General features: G+C 64.1%; 14 protein-coding genes. 12 read left to right on the plus strand and 2 right to left on the minus strand.

Annotation, left to right across the window (positions count from 1 at the left end; all coding sequences use genetic code 11):
• Nucleotides 1-170 precede the first annotated feature (170 nt).
• A complete protein-coding gene (locus FM101_RS01360; protein ID WP_241895506.1) occupies nucleotides 171-1,397 on the plus strand; it encodes a GntR family transcriptional regulator in 1,227 nt (408 codons plus the stop codon).
• On the opposite strand, the gene FM101_RS01365 is transcribed toward FM101_RS01360, so the two are convergent.
• On the minus strand, nucleotides 1,375-3,801 hold the full coding sequence (locus tag FM101_RS01365; RefSeq protein ID WP_086994357.1) for a polysaccharide lyase 8 family protein: 2,427 nt from the start codon (nucleotides 3,799-3,801) through the stop codon (nucleotides 1,375-1,377). The two genes, FM101_RS01360 and FM101_RS01365, sit on opposite strands and share 23 nt — an antisense overlap.
• Nucleotides 3,802-3,968: 167 nt before the next feature.
• On the opposite strand from FM101_RS01365, the gene FM101_RS01370 reads away from it, so the two are divergent.
• Nucleotides 3,969-4,805 carry a sugar phosphate isomerase/epimerase family protein gene (locus FM101_RS01370; protein ID WP_158225984.1) on the plus strand — a complete coding sequence of 279 codons (837 nt, stop codon included), beginning with the start codon at nucleotides 3,969-3,971 and terminating at the stop codon, nucleotides 4,803-4,805.
• Between the two features lie 194 nt (nucleotides 4,806-4,999).
• Complete coding sequence (locus FM101_RS01375) at nucleotides 5,000-8,233, plus strand: chondroitinase family polysaccharide lyase (protein ID WP_158225983.1); 3,234 nt, start codon at nucleotides 5,000-5,002, stop codon at nucleotides 8,231-8,233.
• A 7-nt stretch (nucleotides 8,234-8,240) separates the two neighbouring features.
• Here the strand turns inward: FM101_RS01375 and FM101_RS01380 are convergent, their stop codons facing one another.
• The gene (locus tag FM101_RS01380; protein ID WP_086994366.1) at nucleotides 8,241-9,308 is read right to left on the minus strand and encodes a LacI family DNA-binding transcriptional regulator; all 1,068 of its coding nucleotides are present in this window, start codon (nucleotides 9,306-9,308) and stop codon (nucleotides 8,241-8,243) included.
• 176 nt (nucleotides 9,309-9,484) lie between these two features.
• On the opposite strand from FM101_RS01380, the gene FM101_RS01385 reads away from it, so the two are divergent.
• The 9 genes from FM101_RS01385 to nrdE all read left to right on the plus strand — a co-directional run bounded on the left by FM101_RS01385 (nucleotide 9,485) and on the right by nrdE (nucleotide 22,797).
• Nucleotides 9,485-10,654, plus strand: coding sequence for a Gfo/Idh/MocA family protein (locus tag FM101_RS01385; RefSeq protein WP_086994369.1), 1,170 nt, complete (start codon nucleotides 9,485-9,487; stop codon nucleotides 10,652-10,654).
• A complete protein-coding gene (locus tag FM101_RS01390) occupies nucleotides 10,654-11,868 on the plus strand; it encodes a dihydrodipicolinate synthase family protein (protein ID WP_086994372.1) in 1,215 nt (404 codons plus the stop codon). The genes FM101_RS01385 and FM101_RS01390 overlap by 1 nt, the downstream gene beginning before the upstream one ends.
• Entirely contained in the window at nucleotides 11,865-12,704 is an 840-nt protein-coding gene (locus tag FM101_RS01395; RefSeq protein WP_086994374.1) for a sugar phosphate isomerase/epimerase family protein, read from the plus strand. Before FM101_RS01390 ends, FM101_RS01395 begins: the two co-directional genes overlap by 4 nt.
• A 327-nt stretch (nucleotides 12,705-13,031) precedes the next feature.
• The gene (locus tag FM101_RS01400; RefSeq protein WP_086994377.1) at nucleotides 13,032-16,736 is read left to right on the plus strand and encodes a nitrate reductase subunit alpha; all 3,705 of its coding nucleotides are present in this window, start codon (nucleotides 13,032-13,034) and stop codon (nucleotides 16,734-16,736) included.
• The gene (gene narH / locus FM101_RS01405) at nucleotides 16,736-18,394 is read left to right on the plus strand and encodes a nitrate reductase subunit beta (RefSeq protein ID WP_086994380.1); all 1,659 of its coding nucleotides are present in this window, start codon (nucleotides 16,736-16,738) and stop codon (nucleotides 18,392-18,394) included. Before FM101_RS01400 ends, narH begins: the two co-directional genes overlap by 1 nt.
• Nucleotides 18,391-19,050, plus strand: coding sequence for a nitrate reductase molybdenum cofactor assembly chaperone (gene narJ / locus FM101_RS01410; RefSeq protein ID WP_086994383.1), 660 nt, complete (start codon nucleotides 18,391-18,393; stop codon nucleotides 19,048-19,050). The genes narH and narJ overlap by 4 nt, the downstream gene beginning before the upstream one ends.
• Nucleotides 19,050-19,799 carry a respiratory nitrate reductase subunit gamma gene (gene narI, locus FM101_RS01415; RefSeq protein ID WP_086994386.1) on the plus strand — a complete coding sequence of 250 codons (750 nt, stop codon included), beginning with the start codon at nucleotides 19,050-19,052 and terminating at the stop codon, nucleotides 19,797-19,799. Before narJ ends, narI begins: the two co-directional genes overlap by 1 nt.
• A gap of 413 nt (nucleotides 19,800-20,212) precedes the next feature.
• Nucleotides 20,213-20,647, plus strand: a complete 435-nt coding sequence (nrdI, locus tag FM101_RS01420; protein ID WP_241895511.1) for a class Ib ribonucleoside-diphosphate reductase assembly flavoprotein NrdI — start codon at nucleotides 20,213-20,215, stop codon at nucleotides 20,645-20,647.
• Nucleotides 20,644-22,797 (plus strand): class 1b ribonucleoside-diphosphate reductase subunit alpha, encoded by a 2,154-nt coding sequence (gene nrdE / locus FM101_RS01425; protein ID WP_086994391.1) that lies wholly within the window; start codon nucleotides 20,644-20,646, stop codon nucleotides 22,795-22,797. The genes nrdI and nrdE overlap by 4 nt, the downstream gene beginning before the upstream one ends.
• The last annotated feature ends 22 nt before the right edge of the window (nucleotides 22,798-22,819 follow it).

The raw sequence follows: 22,819 nt of genomic DNA on the forward strand, positions 1-22,819 counted from the left end.
CTTCATACCCGGCATTGTCGAGAGGAATAAAGAATGACTAGGTGGCATCAGCGTCCGCCTGGCGAGAAAAAACGGCTAAAATCCAACGATTTCAGAAATCATTGACGAATCATCCCTTAAAACTCCTTCAATGATCGTGCATTATGGAAGGAATGACCAAGGGAGTATCCGTGCCAGACTACCGACGGCTCGTCGCCGACCAGGGGGAACTGCGTAACGTCCGCAAGCAGCCCCTGAAATTTCAGGAACTCAGTGAAGACCTTCGCCGGGAGATCCTCGCGGGCACTTGGGCCGTGGGCAGCAAGCTACCCACGGAGGCCCAACTCGCCCGGGAAACCGGCCTGTCCCTGACCACGGTCCGGCGTGCCTACGAGGATCTGGTCGAGAAAGGGCTCGTCATCAGGCGGCAGGGCGCCGGCAGCTTCGTCGCCACCCCACCCTCGCGGGCCTTGAAGAAACCGCGCTACACCATCGGTGTTCTGCTGCCGGATACCCAGCTGTACTATCCGAAAGTCCTGCAGGGGATCGAGGAGCACCTCACGGCGCAGGGGGCCAGCCTGCAGTTGTCGACCTACCATTACGATCTGAGCCGGGAGAACTCCAGCATCCAGTTCCTGCTCGACGCCGGCGTCGACGGGCTGCTGCTCGTACCGACCCTGACCGGCATTCCCGATCCGGAGCGGAGGGTCGCCGAACTGGCGGCCCTGCCGGTCCCGGTGGTGCTGCTCGAGCGCAGCCTCGAGGACCTCGGGGCTGCGGATCGGACCGAACACATCTGCTCGGACCACCAGGGCGGGGCCTACGACGCGGTGAAGCACCTGGCCGGACTGGGGCACGAACGCATCGCCGTGCTGACGAGGTCCAATGTGGCGGGCAAGAGCGCCAACCCCACCCAATCGGCCGTCGTCGCCGGGTACCGCAGTGCCGTCGCCGACCTCGGACTTTTTGCCGACGGGGAGGAACTGCCGATTTTCAGTTCGACAAAACCCGAATGGGAGCAGGATCAGGCCGAGGCCATGTATACCCGGCTACGGGACAGCGGTGCGACGGCGGCCTTGGTGTTCGGGGACCGCGAAGCGACACTGCTGCAGACCGCCGCCCTGAGGCGTGGGGTGAACGTGCCCGAGGAACTATCCCTGGTCTCCTATGACGATGAGATGGCCGATATCGCCCCGATCCCGTTGACGGCGATCTCGCCCGCGAAGCACCGTTTGGGCATGATGGCCGCAGAGATCCTGCTGCGCCGGCTGAAAGAAGGCGATGCCTGCCCGATCTACCAGATCCGTCTGCGACCGCGCATTGTGGTGCGCGAATCCTGTGCCACCGTGCCGGAGGCCGCTACCGCGGGCCCGACGGACCGCCGGGCCCCGGCCGCTACCGCGGGCCCGACGGCGTGAAGGTCCGCGGGCCCTTGGCCTGAACGGCGAGGTGCACCGTGGCCCCAGCCAGGCCGCGGGTATCGACCTCTAGCGTCGTCGACCCGTCGGCGTTGCGGGTCAGCCTGGCTCTATCACCCTCGAGGAGCCGGTAGCGCCGCCTGGTCCTGAAGGTCAACGAGAGCGAGGAAGCGCCCTGGGTGGGTTCGCTGAGCGACAACTGAAGCCGGTTTCCGTCCTCGCGCTGGACGACGCAGGCCGGGCCCGACAGTTCGAGGTCGGCGACCGTGCCCTGCCCCCAGAACGTGGCGGCCAGCGTCTTCTCGTGGGCGAAGGAGACCGCCTGGGCGACCGCGTCATTACGCAGCACCGTGTGCTGCTTCCGTCGGGCGAGTTTCGCAGCCCCCTGGATCGAGGCGCCCGGGGCGATCAGGTACGCGTAGCCGGCCTGCTCCGGTGAGGTGCCGTGATCGAAATAGAGCGTGGCGTAGTTGCGTTGCTGCACCTCGGTGCTGCCCTTGGCGTTGACATCTGACCAGGACCCCGACCGGCGTTCGCGCAGTACGTGAAGTGGCGCTTCGTCCAGCGCGACGTAAGCGCCGAAGCCCTCTAGATGGACCCAGCGGTCCGATGAGAGGACTGACTCAGCATCAGTCGTAGCTGCGACGCGCCCCGAAGCGGTGACCAAGGCGTTGGAGCCCTGGTGCAGGTTGCGGTGGTCCACGATGGTTTCCACCGGCGCCAAGGAACCGGTGTGGATGTCGGAGCCCAGACACACGATGACGTCCTCGCTGACGAACCATGACTTCCGGGCACTGAGTCCGGTGCCTCCGGGGCCGATGAGGTGCTGTCCGACGGCGGCGATCTCCTCGTTGGCGCTCGAGCCGGTCCATTCGTTGTCCGGTGTCCCGGCCCCCCACTGGCCCTCGACCTGATCCGGCAGGGACGTGGTGTCCACGGTGGTCCCGGGCAGCCTGACATGGTTTGCGGTGGCCCAGAAGGCGTCGTCGTACTGGCCCAGATCGGCGTCATGGACATAGGTCATGCCCGAGCCGGAATGGTAGCCCCGGTCATTTTCGCCGTTGCCGCATTCGTACCAGGAGATCCGGTTGCTGCACATCGCCGTGGACAGTGACCACTGGGGGCCGCGGTGCATGGTGCGGTCCATCGCCGGGAACAGGAAATGGCCGGCCAGTGGGGCCGCCGGCGACAGGCCCAGCGACAGGAGTTCCTTCACCAGTGCCGTGCGCGCGACGCTGGCTCCGTCCAGAATGGGGGCGTGGTCGTTATCGGTGATCCATTGCAACGCGCGCCGGCGCCAGCGCTTGGCGGTGGGTGCGTCGACGGCACGTGCCAGCAGCAGCACGGCCTCGATGGTGCTGGCCCCCAAATCGAAACCGGTGTTTTCCTCGCGGGAGACGCTGCGCCCGCGCACCGAATCGGCCATGGCCCCGGCCATCAGGCAGGGGGCAAAGGAGTCCTCAACGGTTGTGAAGAGGATGTCCCGGCTCGGATCGGAGACCGCGGCATCGGTTCCGCCGAGCAGTGCGAAGAGCTTGGCGAGACCACTGAGCAGAACCACCCCGTAGGAGCCGGTATAGGGGGTGGTGCTGTGCTGGATGAAGGAGCCGTCGGCAAAGAAGCCGTTGCCGCTGGTGACGTACTGCCACACCTCGGAGAGTCCGGCGACGGCATGGTGGAGCTTCTCTTCGTTCCCGTCGACCAGTGAGCGGACGATGATGCCCTGGCACAGGTCCACGCGGTTCGCCCCGACCGAGGTGATCTTCCCGCGCGAGGGCGGGAACTGCTGCCACGGGTCCGGCACGAAGTGGTCGATCGCTGCGCAGTGCGCGGCCCGCTCGTCCTCGTCCAGCTCGTCGAAGAGCAGTACCAGCGTGTCCGCCAGGGCCCGGGGAACCCCGATTTCCCAGGCCCACCAGTTGCCCTCCTCGTCAGTGGTGTCGTTGTAGCGCAGCCGGTGGGCGTCGGACAGCCCGGCACGGATCTGCTTCAACAAGGTGCCCTGGCCGAAGGAAGCCGCCCCGGGGGTGGCCCAGGCAGTGGCCATCTGGGATAAGCGCACATACGTATAGCGCAGGTCCCCGGCTGCGGCCAGGTCCAAGTCCGTGAAGATCCGGGTTCTGGCCGTGGAGGAGTCCAAGGTGGCCACGGCCGATGCGGCGGCGTGGTCCAGAGTGGCCAAGGCGTTGGCGAAATCCCGGTCGCCGGCAATGAATTCCCTCCGGCCGGTGAGCTGGTCCACCCAGGTGGAGCGCAGTGTGGCGAAATCGGCGCTGGTCAAGGCCGGGGTTTCCGCGGCCCGGGCGGGCTGGGCGGTTTGGCTGATGAAGCTCAGGAGCAGGCCGGTCACGGCCACCCCTCCGGCGCCCTTAAGCGCGGTCCTGCGGGATAGTTCCTGGTCCATGACTTCGCTCCTGATGTCCGTGACGGGGCCGGCCCTGAGTGCCGGTGCCCTGTTGGATGGGAACTCAACGGCACGTCAAGGTAAGGAATAAAGCAGTAGCGCCTGAACGGAACATGGCCAACAATGGAGCACACCACCGTCAGCGATACCAAGGAGCACCACGCCCCATGCAACTTTCCTTCTCCACGTTGGGATGCCCAGACGCCGATGTCGACGAAGTGCTGGCGCTCGCCGGCGAGCACGGGGCCACCGGCGTCGAACTGCGGATGCACGAGGGTGGAATTATCTCCGCCAGCATGGACGACGCCGAGCGTGGGAAGGTCAAGACCGCCTTCGCCGATGCCGGGATCACCATCTTGGCGGTGGGGAGCTATGTCAAGATCTGCGCTCCCGGAAAGGACATCGACGTCTTTCGGGAACTCGAGGCCGCGCTGCGGCTCGCGGCAGACATCGGGGCGAAGGCCGTGAGGGTCTTTCCCGGTGCCGGACTGGATTCAACCTCCGAGGCCGACCGCGAGGAGGCCTTTGAGCTGGAGGAAAATGCAGTCCGGAGGCTGACGGCGGCCGAAGGGCCGGCGGCCATGCATGGGGTCCAGCTCTTATTGGAGACTCATGATTCGCATCCACGCGGGGTCGACGCCGCACGCATCCTGTTCCCCCTGGGGCCGCAGGGCGCGGTGCGCACCATTTGGGATGTCCTGCACCCGTGGAAACGCGGGGAGGAACCCGAAGCGACCGTGAAGGCGCTCGCCGGGCGCATCGAGTACCTCCAGCTCAAGGATGCCCGCCGTGGCTCCACCGCCGATGCCCCGATCCTGACCCTGCCAGGGGAGGGGGACATCCCGTTGGAGAAGATGCTCCGGCTGTACGGGGAACAGGCGCCGACCGGAGTCGATCCCTGGGTGTCCTTGGAATGGGAGAAGGCCTGGAACCCCGATTTGCCGGAGCTGGGCGAGGCGCTGGCCGCCACCCGGAAGATCCTCGACTCGCTGTCCTCGAGCTAATCCGCCGTCCGGCTTGAGGCCCGCGCGGCCGGACAGAACTTCGGGGTGCTCATTTATTCCTATGGTGTACGTCACCTTGACTGACCGTGTCCCAGCTGGAGGCACCCGGTGAAATGCCGGAGGTGTCTACCAGATTGAGCTCATGGAAAGCCCTTCCGGTCGCCCGTTCGCGTACCGGAGAAGATTGGAAAACAATGAACTGGACCAACCTCGAATTTAACCGACGCACCCTCATCAAGGTCGGCAGCGTCGCCAGCGCGGGGGCTGCGTTCGCGCTCAGCGCCGCACCCGCCCAAGCCGCCGGTGCCCGGGCCCCGATGGCCCCCGCGGTTCCCGGTGACGTCGAAGCGAAGGCCCTGGCCCTGCAGCCGCCGACCTTCCTCTTCGAAACGAAGGTGCCCGAGCAGGTCACTGCGGTCTCGGGGGCGGAGCCCGCGATCAGTGACGAGCAGGCCATCATCGGCAAGCACTCCCTCCGCTGGGACTACTCCGCCGGCTCCATCCTGCAGATCGATGCGGCACTGGACGCCGAGGACTCCAGAATCCCGGAGGACGACGAGACGAAGCTCGGATCGTGCAGCACCTTCGGCCTGTGGATCTACAATTCCACGGCCCGCCAGGGCACCCTGCGCCTGGAATTCGGCCGGCAGGGAAGCAAAGACGCCTGGTGCGACCTCCATCTGGACTTCACCGGCTGGCGAACCGTCTGGATCCGCCTGGCCCAGGACCTGAAAGGCAAACCGCGCCGCGACATGGATACCCTGCGGTTCGTCGCCCCGTCTTCGGGTTCCGGGACGCTCTTCCTGGACCAGCTGGTCCTGAACATGTCCATGCGCACCGACCATCCGATGCGGAGCGAGCAGGCCCCATTCGTCAATCCGGAAGCCGATACGGCGCAAAATGCGCATTGGCTCGCCCTGCTGAAGTTCCAGGAACTACAGGATGCCCAGGCGCCGGCACCGGTCACAGATGCGACGTTGCTGGCCGATGTGTCGACGGTGAAGTCAAGATACCTTGAGGCCTACCTCACCGGTGGCGGCGCGACCACGGGCGCGCAGGTGGCCGATCTGACGGCGCAACTGGCCAAGCTCGGCATTCCCGAGCGGTCCACCAGTGGGCCGGCGACACCGGTCTTCTTGAACCAGCAGGCCATCTTCCCGCCTCAGATCGCCCCCGAACTGGCTGCGCTGGCTGGAAGCGCCAAACTGCGCACGCTCACGGATCTGATGCAGAAGATCGCCCGGGCCTGGGAACGTGCCGATGCCACCCGCAGGCCGCTGGTGGCCGAGCTGTACGTCCGGGCCGTCTTGCATCTTCGCCGCGTGGGTTGGGCCAAGGGCAGTAGCCAGGGCAGTGTCCACCATCTCGGATACAACATTCGTGGGTACTACGACTCCGTCTTTATCATGAAGGACGTCCTCCAGGATGAAGGATTGCTGGAGGAAGCCCGGGCCGATATCGACTGGTTCGTCGGCCTGGGGCGCGTTCTCGAACGCCCGCTGCGACGCGATGGCATCATGGACATCTACAACACGAATGTCAGGGGCCTTGTGGCAGCGGCCATGCTGCGGGAGACTCCTGGCGAACAGGCGGCTTGGCTCTCAGCCGTCCGCGACTTCCTCGATATCACCCTGCAGCCAAGTGACGGTTTGCAGGGCGGAATCAAGGCCGATGGCTCGGGATTCCACCATGTCGGGTTCTACCCCGCCTACAGCGCTGATGGCCTCTCCGGACTGGCGCCAATGGTCATGGTCCTGGGTGGCACGTCGTTCCGTCTGTCCGAGGCGGCGCACTCCCTGTTGAAAAAGGCGGTGCTGGGGATGCGCACCTTTGCCAATAAATTCGAATGGTCGCTGACCGTGTGTAACCGCCATCCGAAGGCGGGCCAAACACTCAAGCTCGATCCCTTCCAGTGGCTGTTCCAGGCTGGCACGCCCGACGGGAAGAAGGCCCTGGACCCCGAACTGGGGGCTGCCTTCCTACGCCTGCTGCCGGAAAAGCAGTCTTCGATCCACCAGCGGTTGGCCGCCAAATTGGCTGCTACCGGGGTCACCGTGGAAGATTCCCCGACGGGCCACTGGACCTACAACTACGGCGCCCTCGGAGTGCACCGCCGCGAGGACTGGTCGGTGACCGTTCGCGGACACAACCGCTACCTGTGGAGCTCGGAGACCTACGAAAACGCCAATATCTATGGCCGCTACGGCACCTACGGGCAGATCAACGTTCAGTCCACGGGCGACCCGATCACCCTGCTGGATAGCGGGTTCTCCCAGGAAGGCTGGGATTGGGGGCGGTTCCCGGGCACGACGGCGATCCATAAGCCGGTTGATGACCTGTTCATCGACCTCGGGCTCGGAGTGGAAATCATGCCGCTCTCGGATTCGCGCTTCGGCGGGGCCACCAACATCGATGGCCGGCACGGCCTCTTTGCCATGGACCTGCACGAGATCCCTTCCTGGGATCCCAGCCACCGGGCCCGCAAATCGGTGTTCCTCTTCGACGAGCGGGTCATCGCGGTGGGTACGGGGATCGAAAACAATGACCGCCGAAACGAAACGGGGACGACCCTGTTCCAGAGCCACCTGGCGGCGACGTCGGAGCCCACCTACATCGACTCCACCCGGCCCGTCGCCGACTTCCCGCTCGAGCGCAAATCGCGCAAGAAATCCAAGCATGCACAATGGCTGGCCGACGGGAAGGGCAATGGCTACTACATCCCGGCCAAGCAGCACCTGGGGATCGAGCGTTCCACGCAGAAGTCGAAGGACCAGAGCTCCGGAGAACCCACCAGTGGGGACTTCGCCACGGCGTGGCTGAGCCATGGGACCAAACCGAGGAACGGCTCCTATGAATACGCGATGTTGATCGGGCGGACTCCACAACAAACGGCGGCCTTCGCGAAAGCCATGGGCGGCCGGCGAGCCCCCTATGAGGTGTTGGAGGCGCGCTCCGACCGGCATGCAGTCCGCGATCGGGAGACCGGTATCACCGGCTACGCGGTCTTCGAGGCGGGGCACGGGTTCGAGGGCGATATCGAAGGGGTGGATACTCCTTCGCTGTTGATGACCCGGCGTGAAAAGAACCGTCTGGTCATGTCGGTGACGGATCCGGATCTCCGCCTGTATTCGGGCAAAGACCCGGACCAATACGATGCCAAGGGCCGTTTCGTCGGCGGAGTCCTTCCCTACGTGGTGTCCTGGAGGGAAAACGCGAGCCAGGCCCACACCCTGACCGTGAAGGTCAAGGGCTCCTGGAAGCTAGCCGAAAAGGTCGACGGCGTGAAGGTCACTTCCCGCAAGGGCCACGGCGGCCACGACCATCATGGAGGACGCCACGGCCATGATCATGGCCGGCAGGGGCATACCGAGATCGCGGTCCGCACCCGGGACGGGCTGCCGGTGCAGTTCAGCCTGGCGCGGCACTAATACCGCGTTAGCCCTGCCCCGCCGCGGTGGTGCTGCGTCGGAGCACGAGCTCGCCGGTGACGGTGGGCTCGGCTCCGGCGGCACCTCCAGGGAGTGCCACGGTGCTTTCGACGGCGATCCGTCCGATGTGCAGCAACGGTAGCCGCACGGTGGTCAATCCGGGATGGAAATCCCGCAGCGTTTCGATATCGTCGAATCCCGCGACGGCGGCGTCGCGCGGAACCTGGACCCCGCCCTCACGCAGCCCGGCGACCAGCCCGATGGCCATCACGTCACTGACCGCAAAAAGGCAGACAGGGGCCCCTTCCCGGTGAGCCGCGGCGACCCGTGGTGCCAGCTCGGCGCCGGTGGCATGGCCGCCAGCTCGGTCCAATCCGGTATGCAAGACCTCGGCCGCCGGAACACCCGCGGCGTGTAGACCATGTTGGAATCCACGGACCCTATCGTCCGAGGTGGCCAAGCCCTCGGGGCCCGCCACAATCAGGAAGGGGCCGCGATGGTTGGCGGCCAATGCGCCCGCCAGCTGACACGCCAGGTCTTCGTTGGGAATGGCGATGACGTGGTGGTGTTCGGGGGAACCGGTCCCCTCCACGGGGCGACCGATGACGGCCACCTGGCCATCATTACGGCAGTAGAGGTCCAGCTCGTTGGCCAAGGTGCTGTTGGCTTCACGGTCCGCAGCAGCGGTGGTCCGCGAGCCCGCCAGGATGATGGCATCAGCCCGGTGGGCGGCGAAGGCGGAGACTGCGGTGGCCTCCTCTGCAGGGGTGCCGCCGGTGGTGGCGAGCATGACGAGTTTATTGCGTTCCCGGGCAGCTTCCTGGACGCCGTGGGCGATGGCCGCGAAGTACGGGTCGGCGATGTCGTGGACGATGAGGCCGATGACCCCCGAGCTGGATTTCGCCAGCCCCTGAGCTTGCGCATTGGGCACGTACCCCAGTTCGAGGGCCGCCCGCCGGACGTTTGCGGCAATCTCCGGTCCGGGGATCCGCGCCGAACCATTGAGCACCCGGGACGCGGTGGCGGCGGAGACTCCTGCCTTGCGGGCCACCTCGGCCAGTGTCGTTGCGGACATCGCTACCCCTTCGCCGGCCGTCACGGCTCACATGGTGGACAAGAGTTCCAGTATCGCATGACAGAAAAGTTTGGGAAAGCGCTTGCCAAGCATTGTTTGGATGGGCATGATGGACACAACGGGAATGCGCTTTCCCGATCAGATTTCATACCATCCACCCCTAGCAAAGAGGTCCCATGGGCTCGACACCACGCACCATCCGTATCGCCATGAACGGCATTACCGGCCGGATGGGCTACCGCCAGCACCTGCTGCGATCCATCCTGCCGATCCGCGACGCCGGAGGCTTCACCCTGGCCGATGGCAGCCGCGTCCAGGTCGAGCCGATCCTCATCGGGCGCAACGAAGCCAAGGTCCGCGAACTTGCAGAACTGCATGGGGTAGCCGAATGGAGCACCGATCTGGACGCGGTCATCAACGACCCGACCGTCGACGTCGTCTTCGACGCCTCGATGACCAGCCTGCGCGCCGCGACGCTGAAGAAGGCCATGCAGGCCGGCAAACACATCTTCACCGAGAAGCCCACCGCCGAAACCCTCGACGAAGCCATCGAGCTCGCCCGCATCGGCACCGAGTCCGGGGTGACCGCCGGCGTCGTGCATGACAAGCTCTACCTGCCCGGGCTGGTGAAGCTGCGCCGCCTCGTCGATGAGGGATTCTTTGGCCGCATCCTGTCCATCCGCGGCGAATTCGGCTACTGGGTCTTCGAAGGCGATGTGCAGTCGGCGCAGCGTCCGTCCTGGAACTACCGCAAGGAAGACGGCGGGGGCATGACCACCGACATGTTCTGCCATTGGAACTACGTCCTCGAGGGGATCATCGGGAAGGTCAAAAGCGTCAACGCCAAGACCGCCACCCACATCCCGGCCCGCTGGGACGAGCAGGACCAGGAATACGTCGCGACCGCCGATGACGCCTCCTACGGCATCTTCGAACTCGAGACCCCCGCCGGCGACGAGGTCGTCGGGCAGATCAACTCCTCCTGGGCCGTGCGGGTCTACCGCGACGAACTCGTCGAATTCCAGATCGATGGAACCCTCGGCTCGGCAGTGGCCGGCCTGAATAAGTGCGTCGCCCAGCAGCGCGCCCACACCCCCAAGCCGGTCTGGAACCCCGACCTGCCGGTCACCGAATCCTTCCGCGACCAGTGGCAGGAAGTCCCGGCCAACGCCGAGCTGGACAACGGCTTCAAGCTGCAGTGGGAAGAGTTCCTGCGCGATATCGTCGCCGGACGTGAACACCGCTTCGGTTTGCTGTCCGCAGCACGCGGCGTCCAGCTCGCCGAACTGGGGCTGCAGTCCAATGACGAGCGCCGCACCATCGACATCCCGGAAATCACGCTCTGATGGCCTCGCTGATCCTTCCCGCTACCGGCGGTGGAACCCGAAGGCACCAGCTCGCCGAGGCGCGGACCTGGCTCAAACCCAGCACCCCGATCACCTCCCGGCACGCCTACGCCGCGGCCCACGTCATCCCCGACGTGCGCGCCGAGAACGTGCCCGGCGCCCCGGCGCAACTGGACTGGGATACCACCCTGGCCTACCGCCACGAACTGTGGTCTTACGGCCTGGGTGTCGCCGATGCGATGGACACCGCCCAGCGCGGCATGGGTCTGGACTGGGCCGCGACCGGAGAACTGATCCGCCGCAGTGCCGCCGAAGCCGCGGCAGTGGTCTCCTCAAAGGCCTCCGCCACCGCCGGCAAATCGGTGCGCGATCTGCTCGCCTGCGGCGCGGGAACCGACCAGCTGGACCTGGCCACCGTCCCCTCGGGCCCTGCCGGGCTGAACGTCGTGCTCGAGGCCTACCGCGAGCAGATGGCCCTGGTGGAGGAGGCCGGAGCGAAGACCATCCTGATGGCCTCCCGTGCGCTGGCCGCCGTGGCCACCGACGCCGAGGACTACCTGCACGTCTATTCGACGTTGCTGCGTGAGGCCAAGCAACCGGTGATCCTGCACTGGCTGGGCACCATGTTCGATCCGGCCTTGGCCGGCTACTGGGGCTCCGATGACGTCGCCACGGCGACCGATACGTTCTCCTCGCTGGTCAGCGGTCATGCGGAGAAGATCGACGGGGTCAAGGTCTCCCTGCTCGACGCCGGCCACGAGGTCGCACTACGGGCCTCACTGCCTGCAGGGGTCAGGCTCTACACCGGGGATGACTTCAACTATCCCGAACTCATCGACGGGGACGGCAGTCACCACTCCGATGCACTGCTGGGCATCTTCGCAGCCATCTATCCGGCGGCCTCCGCAGCGCTGCAAAGCTACGACGCCGGTGATCCGGTGGCGGCACGAGCCACCCTGGACTCGACCCGGGAACTGGGAAAGCACATCTTTAGCGCCCCCACGTTCTACTACAAGACGGGCATTGCGTTCCTCTCGTGGATCAACGCGCAGCAGCCTGGCTTCCAGATGGTGGGCGGCCTGCATTCTGGCCGGTCGCTGATGCACCTGAGCCGGACGTTCGAACTCGCCGACGCCGCCGGGCTGCTCCTGGATCCTGAGCGCTCAGCGGCCCGGATGTCTACGTTCCTGCAAGCCAATGGGGTGGGCGCATGAGCGATTATTCGCGGTTGGCCCTGAACAGCGCCACCACCAAGAAGTGGACCCTGCCCGAGGTCGTGGACGGCTGCGTCCGCGCCGGCATCCCCGCGATCGGCCCCTGGCGGGACATCGTCGCGGACCACGGTCTCGCGGAATCGGCGCAGCTGATCCGCGACGCCGGCCTGAGGGTCTCCTCGCTGTGCCGGGGAGGATTCCTGACGGCAGCCGATGCCGAAGGCCAGGCCGCGGCGCTGGCCGATAACCGCGCGGCAATCGAAGAGGCCGTGGCGCTGGGCACCACCGAGTTGTTCCTGGTGGTCGGCGGTCTAGCCCCGGGGGAGAAGGACGTCATCGCGGCCCGCCAACGCGTGGCCGACCGCCTGAAGGACTTGGTGCCTTTCGCCGTCGAACACGGGGTGCGACTGGTCCTTGAACCGCTACATCCGATGTATGCGGCAGACCGGGCCCTGATCTCCACGCTAGGCCAATCCCTGGACCTGGCGGCACCCTACGATCCGGCAGCCGTCGGCGTCGCCGTGGACACCTTCCACGTCTGGTGGGACCCTGATCTGAAGGCGCAGATTGAGCGGGCCGGCCGCGAACAGCGGATCGCCTCCTACCAAATCTGCGATTTCAACCTGCCCATCGCCGCCGACGCACTGCTCTCCCGCGGCATGATGGGCGACGGGGTCATCGACTTCGCCACCATCGGCTCCTGGGTCCGCGATGCCGGCTACACCGGTGACATCGAGGTGGAGATCTTCAACCAGCAGATCTGGGATGCCGACGGCCACGAGGTGCTGGCCACCGTGAAGGAACGCTACGCCGAACTGGTGCTGCCTTTCGCCTAGCCCACGGTGGCTGACCTGCGACCCGCGAGCGTGATGGTTCCGGTTCCCCTTGAGCCGCGTCCGCGCCGATCAGCTCTTCGAAGGCCGCTCCCGCGGGGGCGGCCTTCGTCGTTCCCTCCGCGGGCCGGAACCTGAGAGCGTGAAGAATTTCCCCTGTCACCTGCAGTTTTGTTGATTGCGACTATGTGATGGTGGTCTCATTTTTTCCCTGCTACTGTGAGTTTCATCGACGCGGGGTCTTTGATTCCACCGGCTTCGGAAACCCCCTGTCCGAGGAGGCATACGGCCTCATGGCGGGCCGTATACGGCGAATGCGGGAGGGCCGACATGAGCACGACCATGAATAGCGGACTACAAGATGCGCTGATCAGGACCCGGAGGTTTTTCAAACCGAAGGAAGTCGTCTCGCCCGATGGGCGCACGCTACTCAAGGTCGGTGGTCGGTCCGGTGATTCCTTCTACCGGGATCGTTGGAGCCACGACAAGGTGGTCAGATCGACCCACGGGGTGAACTGCACGGGGTCGTGCTCCTGGAATGTCTACGTCAAGGACGGCATCATCACCTGGGAAACCCAGGCCACCGATTACCCCACCACCGGCCCCGATAAGCCGGAATACGAGCCGCGCGGTTGCCCGCGCGGCGCTTCTTTTTCCTGGTACACCTATTCGCCAACCCGAACCCGCTACCCATACATCCGCGGCGTCCTGCTGGAGATGTACCGGGAGGCCAAAGCCCGGCTGAAGGACCCGGTCCTGGCGTGGGCCGATCTGACCGAGGACCCGGAGCGGGCCGTGAAGTATAAGAGCGCCCGGGGCAAGGGCGGTCTGGTGCGCGCGTCATGGGACGAAGCGGTCGAGATCGTCGCGGCGGCTCATGTGCACACCATCCGCAAATACGGTCCCGACCGAGTGGCAGGGTTCTCGCCCATCCCGGCCATGTCGATGGTCTCGCACTCCTCAGGTGCCCGGTTCGTGAACCTCATCGGCGGGTCCATGCTCAGCTTCTACGACTGGTACGCCGATATGCCGGTCGCTTCCCCCCAGGTTTTCGGCGACCAGACCGACGTACCCGAATCCGGGGACTGGTGGGATGCCGGCTACCTGGTCATCTGGGGCACCAACGTCCCGGTGACGCGGACCCCCGATGCCCACTGGATGATCGAAGCCCGCTACCGGGGACAAAAAGTGGTTGTCGTTTCCCCCGACTTCGCCGACAGCACCAAATTCGCCGATGAATGGATGCCCGCCGAACCGGGAACCGACGGTGCCTTGGCCATGGCCATGGGGCACGTCATCCTCAAGGAATTCCACGTGGACCGGCAGACCCCCTACTTCACCCAGTACGTGAAGAAGTACACCGACCTGCCGTTCCTGGTCACCCTCGACGAAGCGCAGGACGCCGACGGAGAACGGATGTTTACTGCCGGCAAGTTCCTGACCGCCGCCGACCTGGACGGAGAGATCGAGCCGGAGGCTGAGAACCCCGAATTCAAGACGGTCCTGGTTGATGCGGCCACCGACCGCCTGGTGGTGCCCCCGGGCACCCTCGGGCACCGCTACGGCGAAACCGGTGAGGGCAAATGGAACCTGGACCTCGGGGATATCGACCCCAAGCTGACCCTGATCGATGGTGCCGACGAAAACGTCTCCATCGACATGCCACGCTTCGACGCCGGCCAGGGCAATATCGGTGTCATCCGCCGCGGCGTCCCGGCCCGTCGAGTGGCCGGACGGCTGGTTACCACGGTCTTTGACCTGATGCTGGCCCAATATGGTGTGGGGCGCCCCGGGCTGCCGGGGGAGTGGCCCACGGGCTACGACGACGCCGAATCGCCGAACACCCCCGCCTGGCAGGCCAATATCACCGGCGTCACGGCCGAGGCCTGCGAACGCATCGGTCGGGAATTCGCGCAGAACGCCGAGGATTCCAAGGGCCGCTCGATGATCCTGATGGGAGCCGGCACCAACCACTGGTTCCACTCGGACACCATCTACCGCACCTTCCTGACCTTGACGACCGTCACCGGTTGCCAGGGCGTGAACGGTGGCGGCTGGGCGCACTACGTCGGACAGGAAAAGGTCCGTCCACTGACCGGATACAACCAACTCGCAAACGGACTGGACTGGCTGCGTCCTCCCCGCAACATGGTGCAGACGGCCTACTGGTACCTCCACACCGACCAGTTTCGCTATGACCAGTTCGGTGCCGATGCCCTGACCGCCCAAACCGGCAAGGGGCAGCTCGCCGGAAAGACGACGGCGGATATCATCGCCCAATCGGCACGGCTGGGCTGGATGCCTTCCTACCCGACCTTCGACCGCAACCCGCTGGTCATCGGGGCCCAGGCTCGGGAAAAGGGGCAGTCGGCCAAGGACTACGTGGTTGACGAGATCAAGGCGGGTCGGCTGAACTTCGCCGCCGAGGACCCGGATGCCCCCGATAACTACCCCCGGGTGCTCTCGCTGTGGCGCTCGAACCTGATCGGTTCCTCGGCCAAGGGCAACGAATACTTCCTGAACCACCTGCTCGGGGCCTCGCACACCATCAGTGCCGAGGAGACCGCAGAACGCTTCCGCCCCAAGGACGTGAAGTGGCGGGAGAAGGCTCCGACGGGGAAACTCGACCTGCTCACCACGCTGGACTTCCGAATGACCAGCTCCACGCTGCACTCGGATATCGTGCTCCCGGCGGCCACCTGGTATGAGAAGTACGACCTGTCCACCACTGACATGCACCCGTTCGTGAACTCCTTCAACCCGGCCATCGCCCCGCCGTGGCAATCCCGTACGGACTGGGACGCCTGGCAGGAAATCTCCCGGGTGTTCAGCCGTCTGGCGGAACCGCACCTGGGCAAGCAGACCGACGTCGTCGCGGCGCCGCTGACCCATGACACCCCCGATGCGATGGTTTCCCCACATGGGAAGGTCAGGGACTGGAAATACGGCGAATGTGAGCCCGAGCCCGGGGTCACCATGCCCAAGATCATCGAAGTCGAACGCGACTACACGAAGATCGGCGACATGATGCGCTCGATCGGACCCCTGATGGACACGCTCGGGGCCACGACCAAGGGCATCACCTTTGACGTGAGCCGGGAAATCGAAGAACTAAAGATCAAGAACGGAACCGTGAGGGGAGGTGCGGGCCATGGGCGCCCCGACATCCTCAAGGACTACCAGGCCTGTGAGATGATCCTGACCCTCTCCGGCACCACCAACGGACATTTGGCGACCCAGGGTTTCAAAACGCTGGAAAAACGCACCGGCACCTTGCTGCACGACTTGTCCTCGGAGAACGAAGGCCACCGGGTGACGTTCGCCGATACACAAAACGGTCCGGCGCCGGTGATCACCTCACCCGAATGGTCAGGTTCTGAAACCGGCGGCCGGCGGTACTCCCCGTTCACCATCAACGTTGAACGGCTCAAACCGTGGCATACCCTGACCGGCCGGATGCACTTTTATCTGGATCACGACTGGATGACCGAACTGGGGGAGGGATTGCCGATCTTCCGGCCACCGCTGGACATGACGGCGCTATTCGATGAACCGGCCATCGGTTCCACCTCCTCCAAGGGCGTGTCCGTCAGATACCTGACCCCGCATAATAAGTGGTCCATCCACTCCGAATACCAGGACAACCTGTTCATGCTCTCGCTGTTCAGGGGCGGCCCCGGAATCTGGATGAGTCCGCTGGATGCCGAGAAGATCGGTGTCAGGGACAACGAATGGATCGAGGCCGTCAACCGCAACGGCACCACCACCGCACGAGCCATCGTCTCGCACCGGATGCCCGAGGGCACCGTGTTCATGTATCACTCGCAGGACCGGCTGATCGATATGCCCATCTCCGAGACCAGCGGCCAGCGCGGCGGCAACCACAACTCGCTGACCCGTCTGATGATCAAGCCCACACATATGATCGGCGGCTACGCCCAGCAGACCTACGCCTTCAACTACATGGGGCCGACGGGAAACCAACGCGACGAAGTCACGGTCATTCGTCGCCGCAACCAGGAGGTGACGTACTAGTGCGTGTCATGGCCCAAATGGCAATGGTGATGAACCTCGATAAGTGCATCGGATGCCACACGTGTTCGGTCACGTGCAAGCAGGTCTGGACGAACCGCTCGGGAGCCGAGCACATCTGGTTCAACAACGTCGAAACCCGGCCCGGTCAGGGGTATCCACGCACCTACGAGGACCAGGAAAAGTGGAAAGGCGGCTGGACGCTGACCAAACGTGGTCGGCTCAAGCTCAAGGCTGGAGGCCGGCTGAAGAACCTGATGACCATCTTCGCCGCACCCAATCTGCCAGGCATCAAGGACTACTACGAGCCGTGGACCTACGACTACGAGAACCTGACCACGGCTCCCGCCCAGGACCATATGCCGGTGGCACGGCCCAAATCGTTACTCACCGGGCAGGACACCACCGTCACGTGGTCGTCCAACTGGGACGACGACTTGGCAGGTTCGGTGGAGAACACGCATAACGACCCGATCCTGCAGAAGGTCGGGGACAAGATCAAATTCGAATATGAACAGACGTTCATGTTCTACCTGCCCCGCATCTGTGAACACTGTCTGAACCCCTCCTGCGTTTCCTCCTGCCCCACCGGCGCCATCTATAAGCGTGAAGAGGACGGTATCGTGCTGGTGGACCAGGATCGTTGCCGCGGTTGGCGGCAGTGCGTGGGTGGTTGCCCATATAAGAAGATGTACTTCAACCACAAGACCGGCAAGGTCGAGAAGTGTACGTTCTGCTATCCGCGCATCGAGATCGGCCAACCCACGATCTGCTCGGAAACCTGTGTTGGGCGCCTGCGCTACCTCGGCCTGATGCTCTACGACGCCGATCGCGTGCTCGAAGCCGCGTCGACCCCGGACGAGCACGGCCTATATGAAGCCCAACGCGAGGTGTTCCTGGATCCGAACGATCCCGAGGTCATGCGCGAGGCGGCGCTGGCCGGGATTCCGGAGGACTGGATCGAGGCCGCCCAACGTTCTCCGATCTACGCGCTGATCAATAAGTACAAGGTGGCCCTGCCGTTGCACCCGGAGTACCGCACCATGCCGATGGTCTGGTACATCCCGCCGCTCTCACCGGTGGTGGACGCGGTCAGCGACACCGGCGAAGACGCCGAAAAGCAGGACAACCTGTTCGCGGCCATCGACAAGCTCAGGATTCCCGTCGAATATCTCGCGGGTCTCTTCACGGCCGGGGACACCCAACCGGTGGATCTGGTGCTGCATAAGTTGGCGGCCATGCGCTCCTATATGCGCGATATCAACATGGGATGGGAACCCAAGGAGTCCATTGCCGAATCGGTGGGCATGACCGGCCAGGAAATCCAGGACATGTACCGTCTGCTGGCCATCGCGAAATACGAAGAACGCTATGTCATCCCGTCAGCCCACTACGAAGACGCCCATAAATTGGAGAACATCGCCACCGAGTGCTCGCTCGACGTCGACGGCGGTCCGGGCATGGGCGGCATGGACGGTTCTTTCGCCCAAGACCCAGATCAGGGCAAGGATCCAGGCATCGGTTCCCCCGACGTACCGGGACGTCCCGAAGGAGTGCGGATCAATCTGTTGAACTGGGACGGTCAAGGCACACCCGAGGGCTTGTTCCCCGAAACACCGTCGGGTTCGGCGGCTTCCACGCAGGGAGGAACCTCGTCATGACACCGCCCAAGGCCCCAGCACTCAAATATTCCGCCGAACAGCTCACCGGGATCTGGCAGTCAGCATCCATCCTGTTGGACTATCCCGATGAGGAACTGTTCTCGCGGCTGGAACTGCTCAGTGAAGTGGCCGCCGGCCTGCCCGCCAAGGTCGGTGCCGGCTTGCAGAAGACGATCCGTCATCTACAGCAGGGGACGCTGCGCGAGATCCAGAGTGAGTATGTCGACACCTTCGATACCCGCCGTCGGGGGTGTTTATTCCTGACCTATTTCTCCAATGGGGAGACCCGGAAGCGGGGCCTGGCGCTCCTGCGCATCAAACAGGTCTATGTGAAGGCCGGCCTGACGTTGACCGACGACCAGTTGCCAGACCACCTGTGCGTAGTTCTGGAATTCGGGGCCATGACCGACGTCAAGGCGGGGCTGAAGATCATCCTCGACAACCGGGCAGGCCTAGAGCTGCTGCGGATACATCTGCGGGAAGTGGAATCCCCGTGGTTCGGGGCCATCGATTCCGTGTGCGCCACCTTGCCAGCACTGAAGGGCAAGGACCACGAAGCCGTGCAACGGCTGATCGCCGAGGGTCCCGAAGAAGAGGAAGTCGGCTTGGACACCTATGGAACGCCGGATCTGGCGCCGATGCCGGGAGGCATGTAATGGACGACCCGTTGAATGTCTTTTTGTGGCTGATCTTTCCCTATATCTGTCTGACCATCTTCATCCTCGGACACATCTGGCGGTATCGCTATGACAAGTTCGGATGGACCTCACGGTCGAGCCAAATGTATGAGAGCAGCATCCTGCGCTGGGCGAACCCCATGTTCCACTTCGGCATCCTGGCGGTCTTCCTCGGTCACGTCATGGGTTTGGGAATTCCCCAAAGTTGGACCGATGCCGTCGGGATCTCTGAAGGGATGTACCACTTCATGGCGATCTCGGTCGGAGCCATCGCGGGGGTCTTCACGATCGTCGGATTCATCGGGCTGCTGTATCGGCGACGCTTCACCAAGGCCGTACTGGGCGCCACCACCAAGATGGACAAGACGATGTACTTCACCCTCGGGCTGGTCATCGTGGCAGGACTGGCCAATACCGTTTCGGGCGTGGCTGGAGCCTATAACTACCGCGAAGGCGTTTCCATCTGGTTCCGCAGCATCTTCTATTTCAACCCGCAGCCCGATTTGATGGTCGATGCCCCGTTCACGTTCCAGTTCCACGCGCTGATCGCCATCTTCCTCTTCGCGCTGTGGCCCTTCACCCGCCTGGTGCACGTCTTCACGGCGCCAGTGGGGTACATCTTCCGCCCCTACGTCCTCTACCGCAGCCGTGATGCCCATGCGGGATCGCGGGACGTCCGGCGCGGCTGGGAGAAGGTCGACACCATTCCCAAACGTCGTCCCGACTGATCGGAAAAGGACAACAGCAGATACTCCTCCCGGCGAGGGGGTGCCAGGTGCACCCCCTCGCTGTGCTGTCATATCGCCCCGGACCACTGTCCGGGGCGCCGACGTCAAGCGCATTTCCGCACGCAAATCCCTGTTTTCATGCTCTTGAGCTTCAATGGTCCGGCATTTCCTGCGGGGGCATCTCAGAGGTAATCACAAAGTTTGGCGCTTCGAACTAAATACTACGAGGTCACGTAGACAAATGTTCCAGCAAGGTGTTATTACTAGATGTAGGCCACCAAGGGTCTACTGACCACAACATCTAGATCCGCCGCCACGGCGGGAGCCAAGGAGCCTTGCGCATGAAGACGACTGAATCGGGGCGTTTGGACGGGGCCGGGCGCACGGCGTCCACCCCGCTCGACAAGGACACCTTGCCGGAGGTGGTGTATTTCTCCAGCGTCTCAGGAAACACCCGACGCTTCATTGAACGGCTGGACCTGCCCGCGGCGCGGATTCCCTTGCGCCCCCGGGTCGAGGGAGACCTGCGGGTGTCCCGTCCGTTCGTCCTGGTCGTACCCACCTACGGGGGAGGCCACCGTTCCACCGCAGTGCCGAAGCAAGTGATCGGTTTCCTCAACGATCCCGTCAACCGCGGCCTGCTGCGCGGGGTGATCACCGCCGGGAACACGAACTTCGGTGAGGACTATTGCCTGGCCGGCGCGGTCATTTCCGATAAATGCCAGGTGCCCGAGCTGTATCGGTTCGAACTGCTGGGTACCGAACGCGACGTACACAGGGTCCGCGAGGGCCTCTCCAGCTTCTGGCACAACCACCACGCCACCACACCACTCGAGGAGTACGCATGACCACCGACATCATGGAGCCCACCACCGAGGGCATCGGCGCCCGCAAGGACTACCACGCGCTGAACGCGCAACTGAACCTCTTCGCCGCAGACGGTTCGATCCAGCTGGATAAGGACCATGAGGCGGTCGAGGCCTACCTCTGCGGCCAGGTCGAGCCGCAGCTGATCCGCTTCGACGACCTCGAAACCAAGATCGACTACCTCGTTGCCAACGACTACTACGAGGAGGCGCCCATCCGCGCCTACCCCTGGTCGTTCGTGAAGGACCTCTATCGCAGCGCCTACGCCTACGATTACCGTTTCGCGACCTTCCTGGGAGCCTTCAAGTTCCATGCCGGCTATAGCCTGAAGACCTTCGACGGCAACAACTACCTGGAATCCTTCGAGGACCGGGTGGTTTCCACCGCCCTGTTCCTGGGCCGCGGGGACGAGGAGTTGGCCAGCAGTCTGGTCCAGGAGATGCTCAGCGGACGGTTCCAGCCGGCCACCCCGACATTCCTGAATGCCGGCAAAGCCCAGCGCGGGGAACTCGTCTCCTGCTTCCTGCTGCGCATCGAGGACAACCTTGAATCCATCGGGCGCAGCGTCAACTCAGCCTTGCAGCTCTCCAAACGTGGCGGTGGCGTCGCACTCTTGCTGACGAACCTGCGTGAGCAGGGGGCGCCGATCAAGAAGATCGAGAACCAGGCCTCCGGCGTCGTCCCGGTCATGAAGATCCTGGAGGACTCCTTCTCCTACGCCAACCAGCTCGGCGCCCGGCAGGGCGCCGGCGCCGCCTACCTGCACGCCCACCACCCAGACATCCTGGCGTTCCTGGACACCAAACGGGAGAACGCTGATGAGAAGATCCGCATTAAAACCCTCTCGCTGGGTGTGGTCATCCCCGACGTCACCTTCGAACTCGCTAAACGGGGCGAGGAGATGCACCTGTTCTCGCCCTATGACGTCCAACGGGAATACGGCACCGCACTGTCCGACCTGTCGGTGACCGAACACTATGACGACTTGGTCGCGAACCCGAGGATCGGGAAGAAGACCATCAGCGCACGGGCATTTTTCAGGACCATTGCCGAACTGCAGTTCGAATCCGGCTATCCGTACGTGATGTTCGAAGACACGGTCAATGCCGCCAACCCGCTGAAGGGGTGGATCAACATGTCGAACCTGTGCTCGGAGATCCTGCAGGTCAATGCCCCGTCGGTCTACGACCGGGCGATCGGATACCAAGACGTCGGCCGGGACATCTCCTGCAACCTCGGGTCGCTGAACATCGCCGCGGCCATGGCCTCCGGTGATCTGGGGGCCACGATCGACACCGCGGTGCGCGGGCTGACCAGTGTCTCGGAACTCTCGGATATCGACGCTGTCCCTTCCATCGCCCACGGCAACGAGCTCTCCCATGCGATCGGCCTGGGGCAGATGAACCTGCACGGCTATCTGGCCTCCCAGCGCATCCATTACGGCAGCGAGGAGGGCGTGGACTTCACCAACATGTACTTCTACACGGTCACCTACCACGCATTGCGCGCCTCGAACCGGATCTCGATCCAACGCGGACGGGCCTTCGGGGACTTCGAGAACAGTTCCTATGCCGACGGTTCCTACTTCGAAAAATACACCGAAAGGGTCTGGGAGCCGGCCACGGCGAAGGTCCGCGACGTCTTCCGGGACGCCGGCGTGGACATCCCGACCCGGCAGGACTGGCAGGAGCTGAGTGAATCCGTGCAAAAGCACGGGATCTACAACGCCTACCTGCAGGCGGTGCCCCCGACCGGGTCGATCAGCTACATCAACAATGCCACCGCATCGATCCACCCCATCGCCTCGAAGATCGAGATCCGCAAGGAGGGCAAGCTCGGACGCGTGTACTTCCCGGCCCCGCATATGGACAACGACAATCTGGAGTTCTTCAAGGACTCCTACGAGATCGGCTACGAGAAGATCATCGACACCTACGCGGCGGCCACCCAGCACGTGGATCAGGGCCTGTCCTGCACCTTGTTCTTCCGTGACACCGCCACCACCCGTGACATCAACAAGGCCCAGATCCACGCCTGGCGCCAGGGCATCAAAACGCTCTACTACATCCGGCTGCGGCAGATGGCCCTGACGGGCACCGAAGTTGAAAACTGCGTTTCCTGCGAACTCTGACCCCACCAACCGACGAAGGAAG

The organism is Arthrobacter rhombi (genome assembly GCF_900163545.1).
In the GTDB taxonomy this organism is placed as follows: Bacteria; Actinomycetota; Actinomycetes; order Actinomycetales; family Micrococcaceae; genus Arthrobacter_H; species Arthrobacter_H rhombi_A.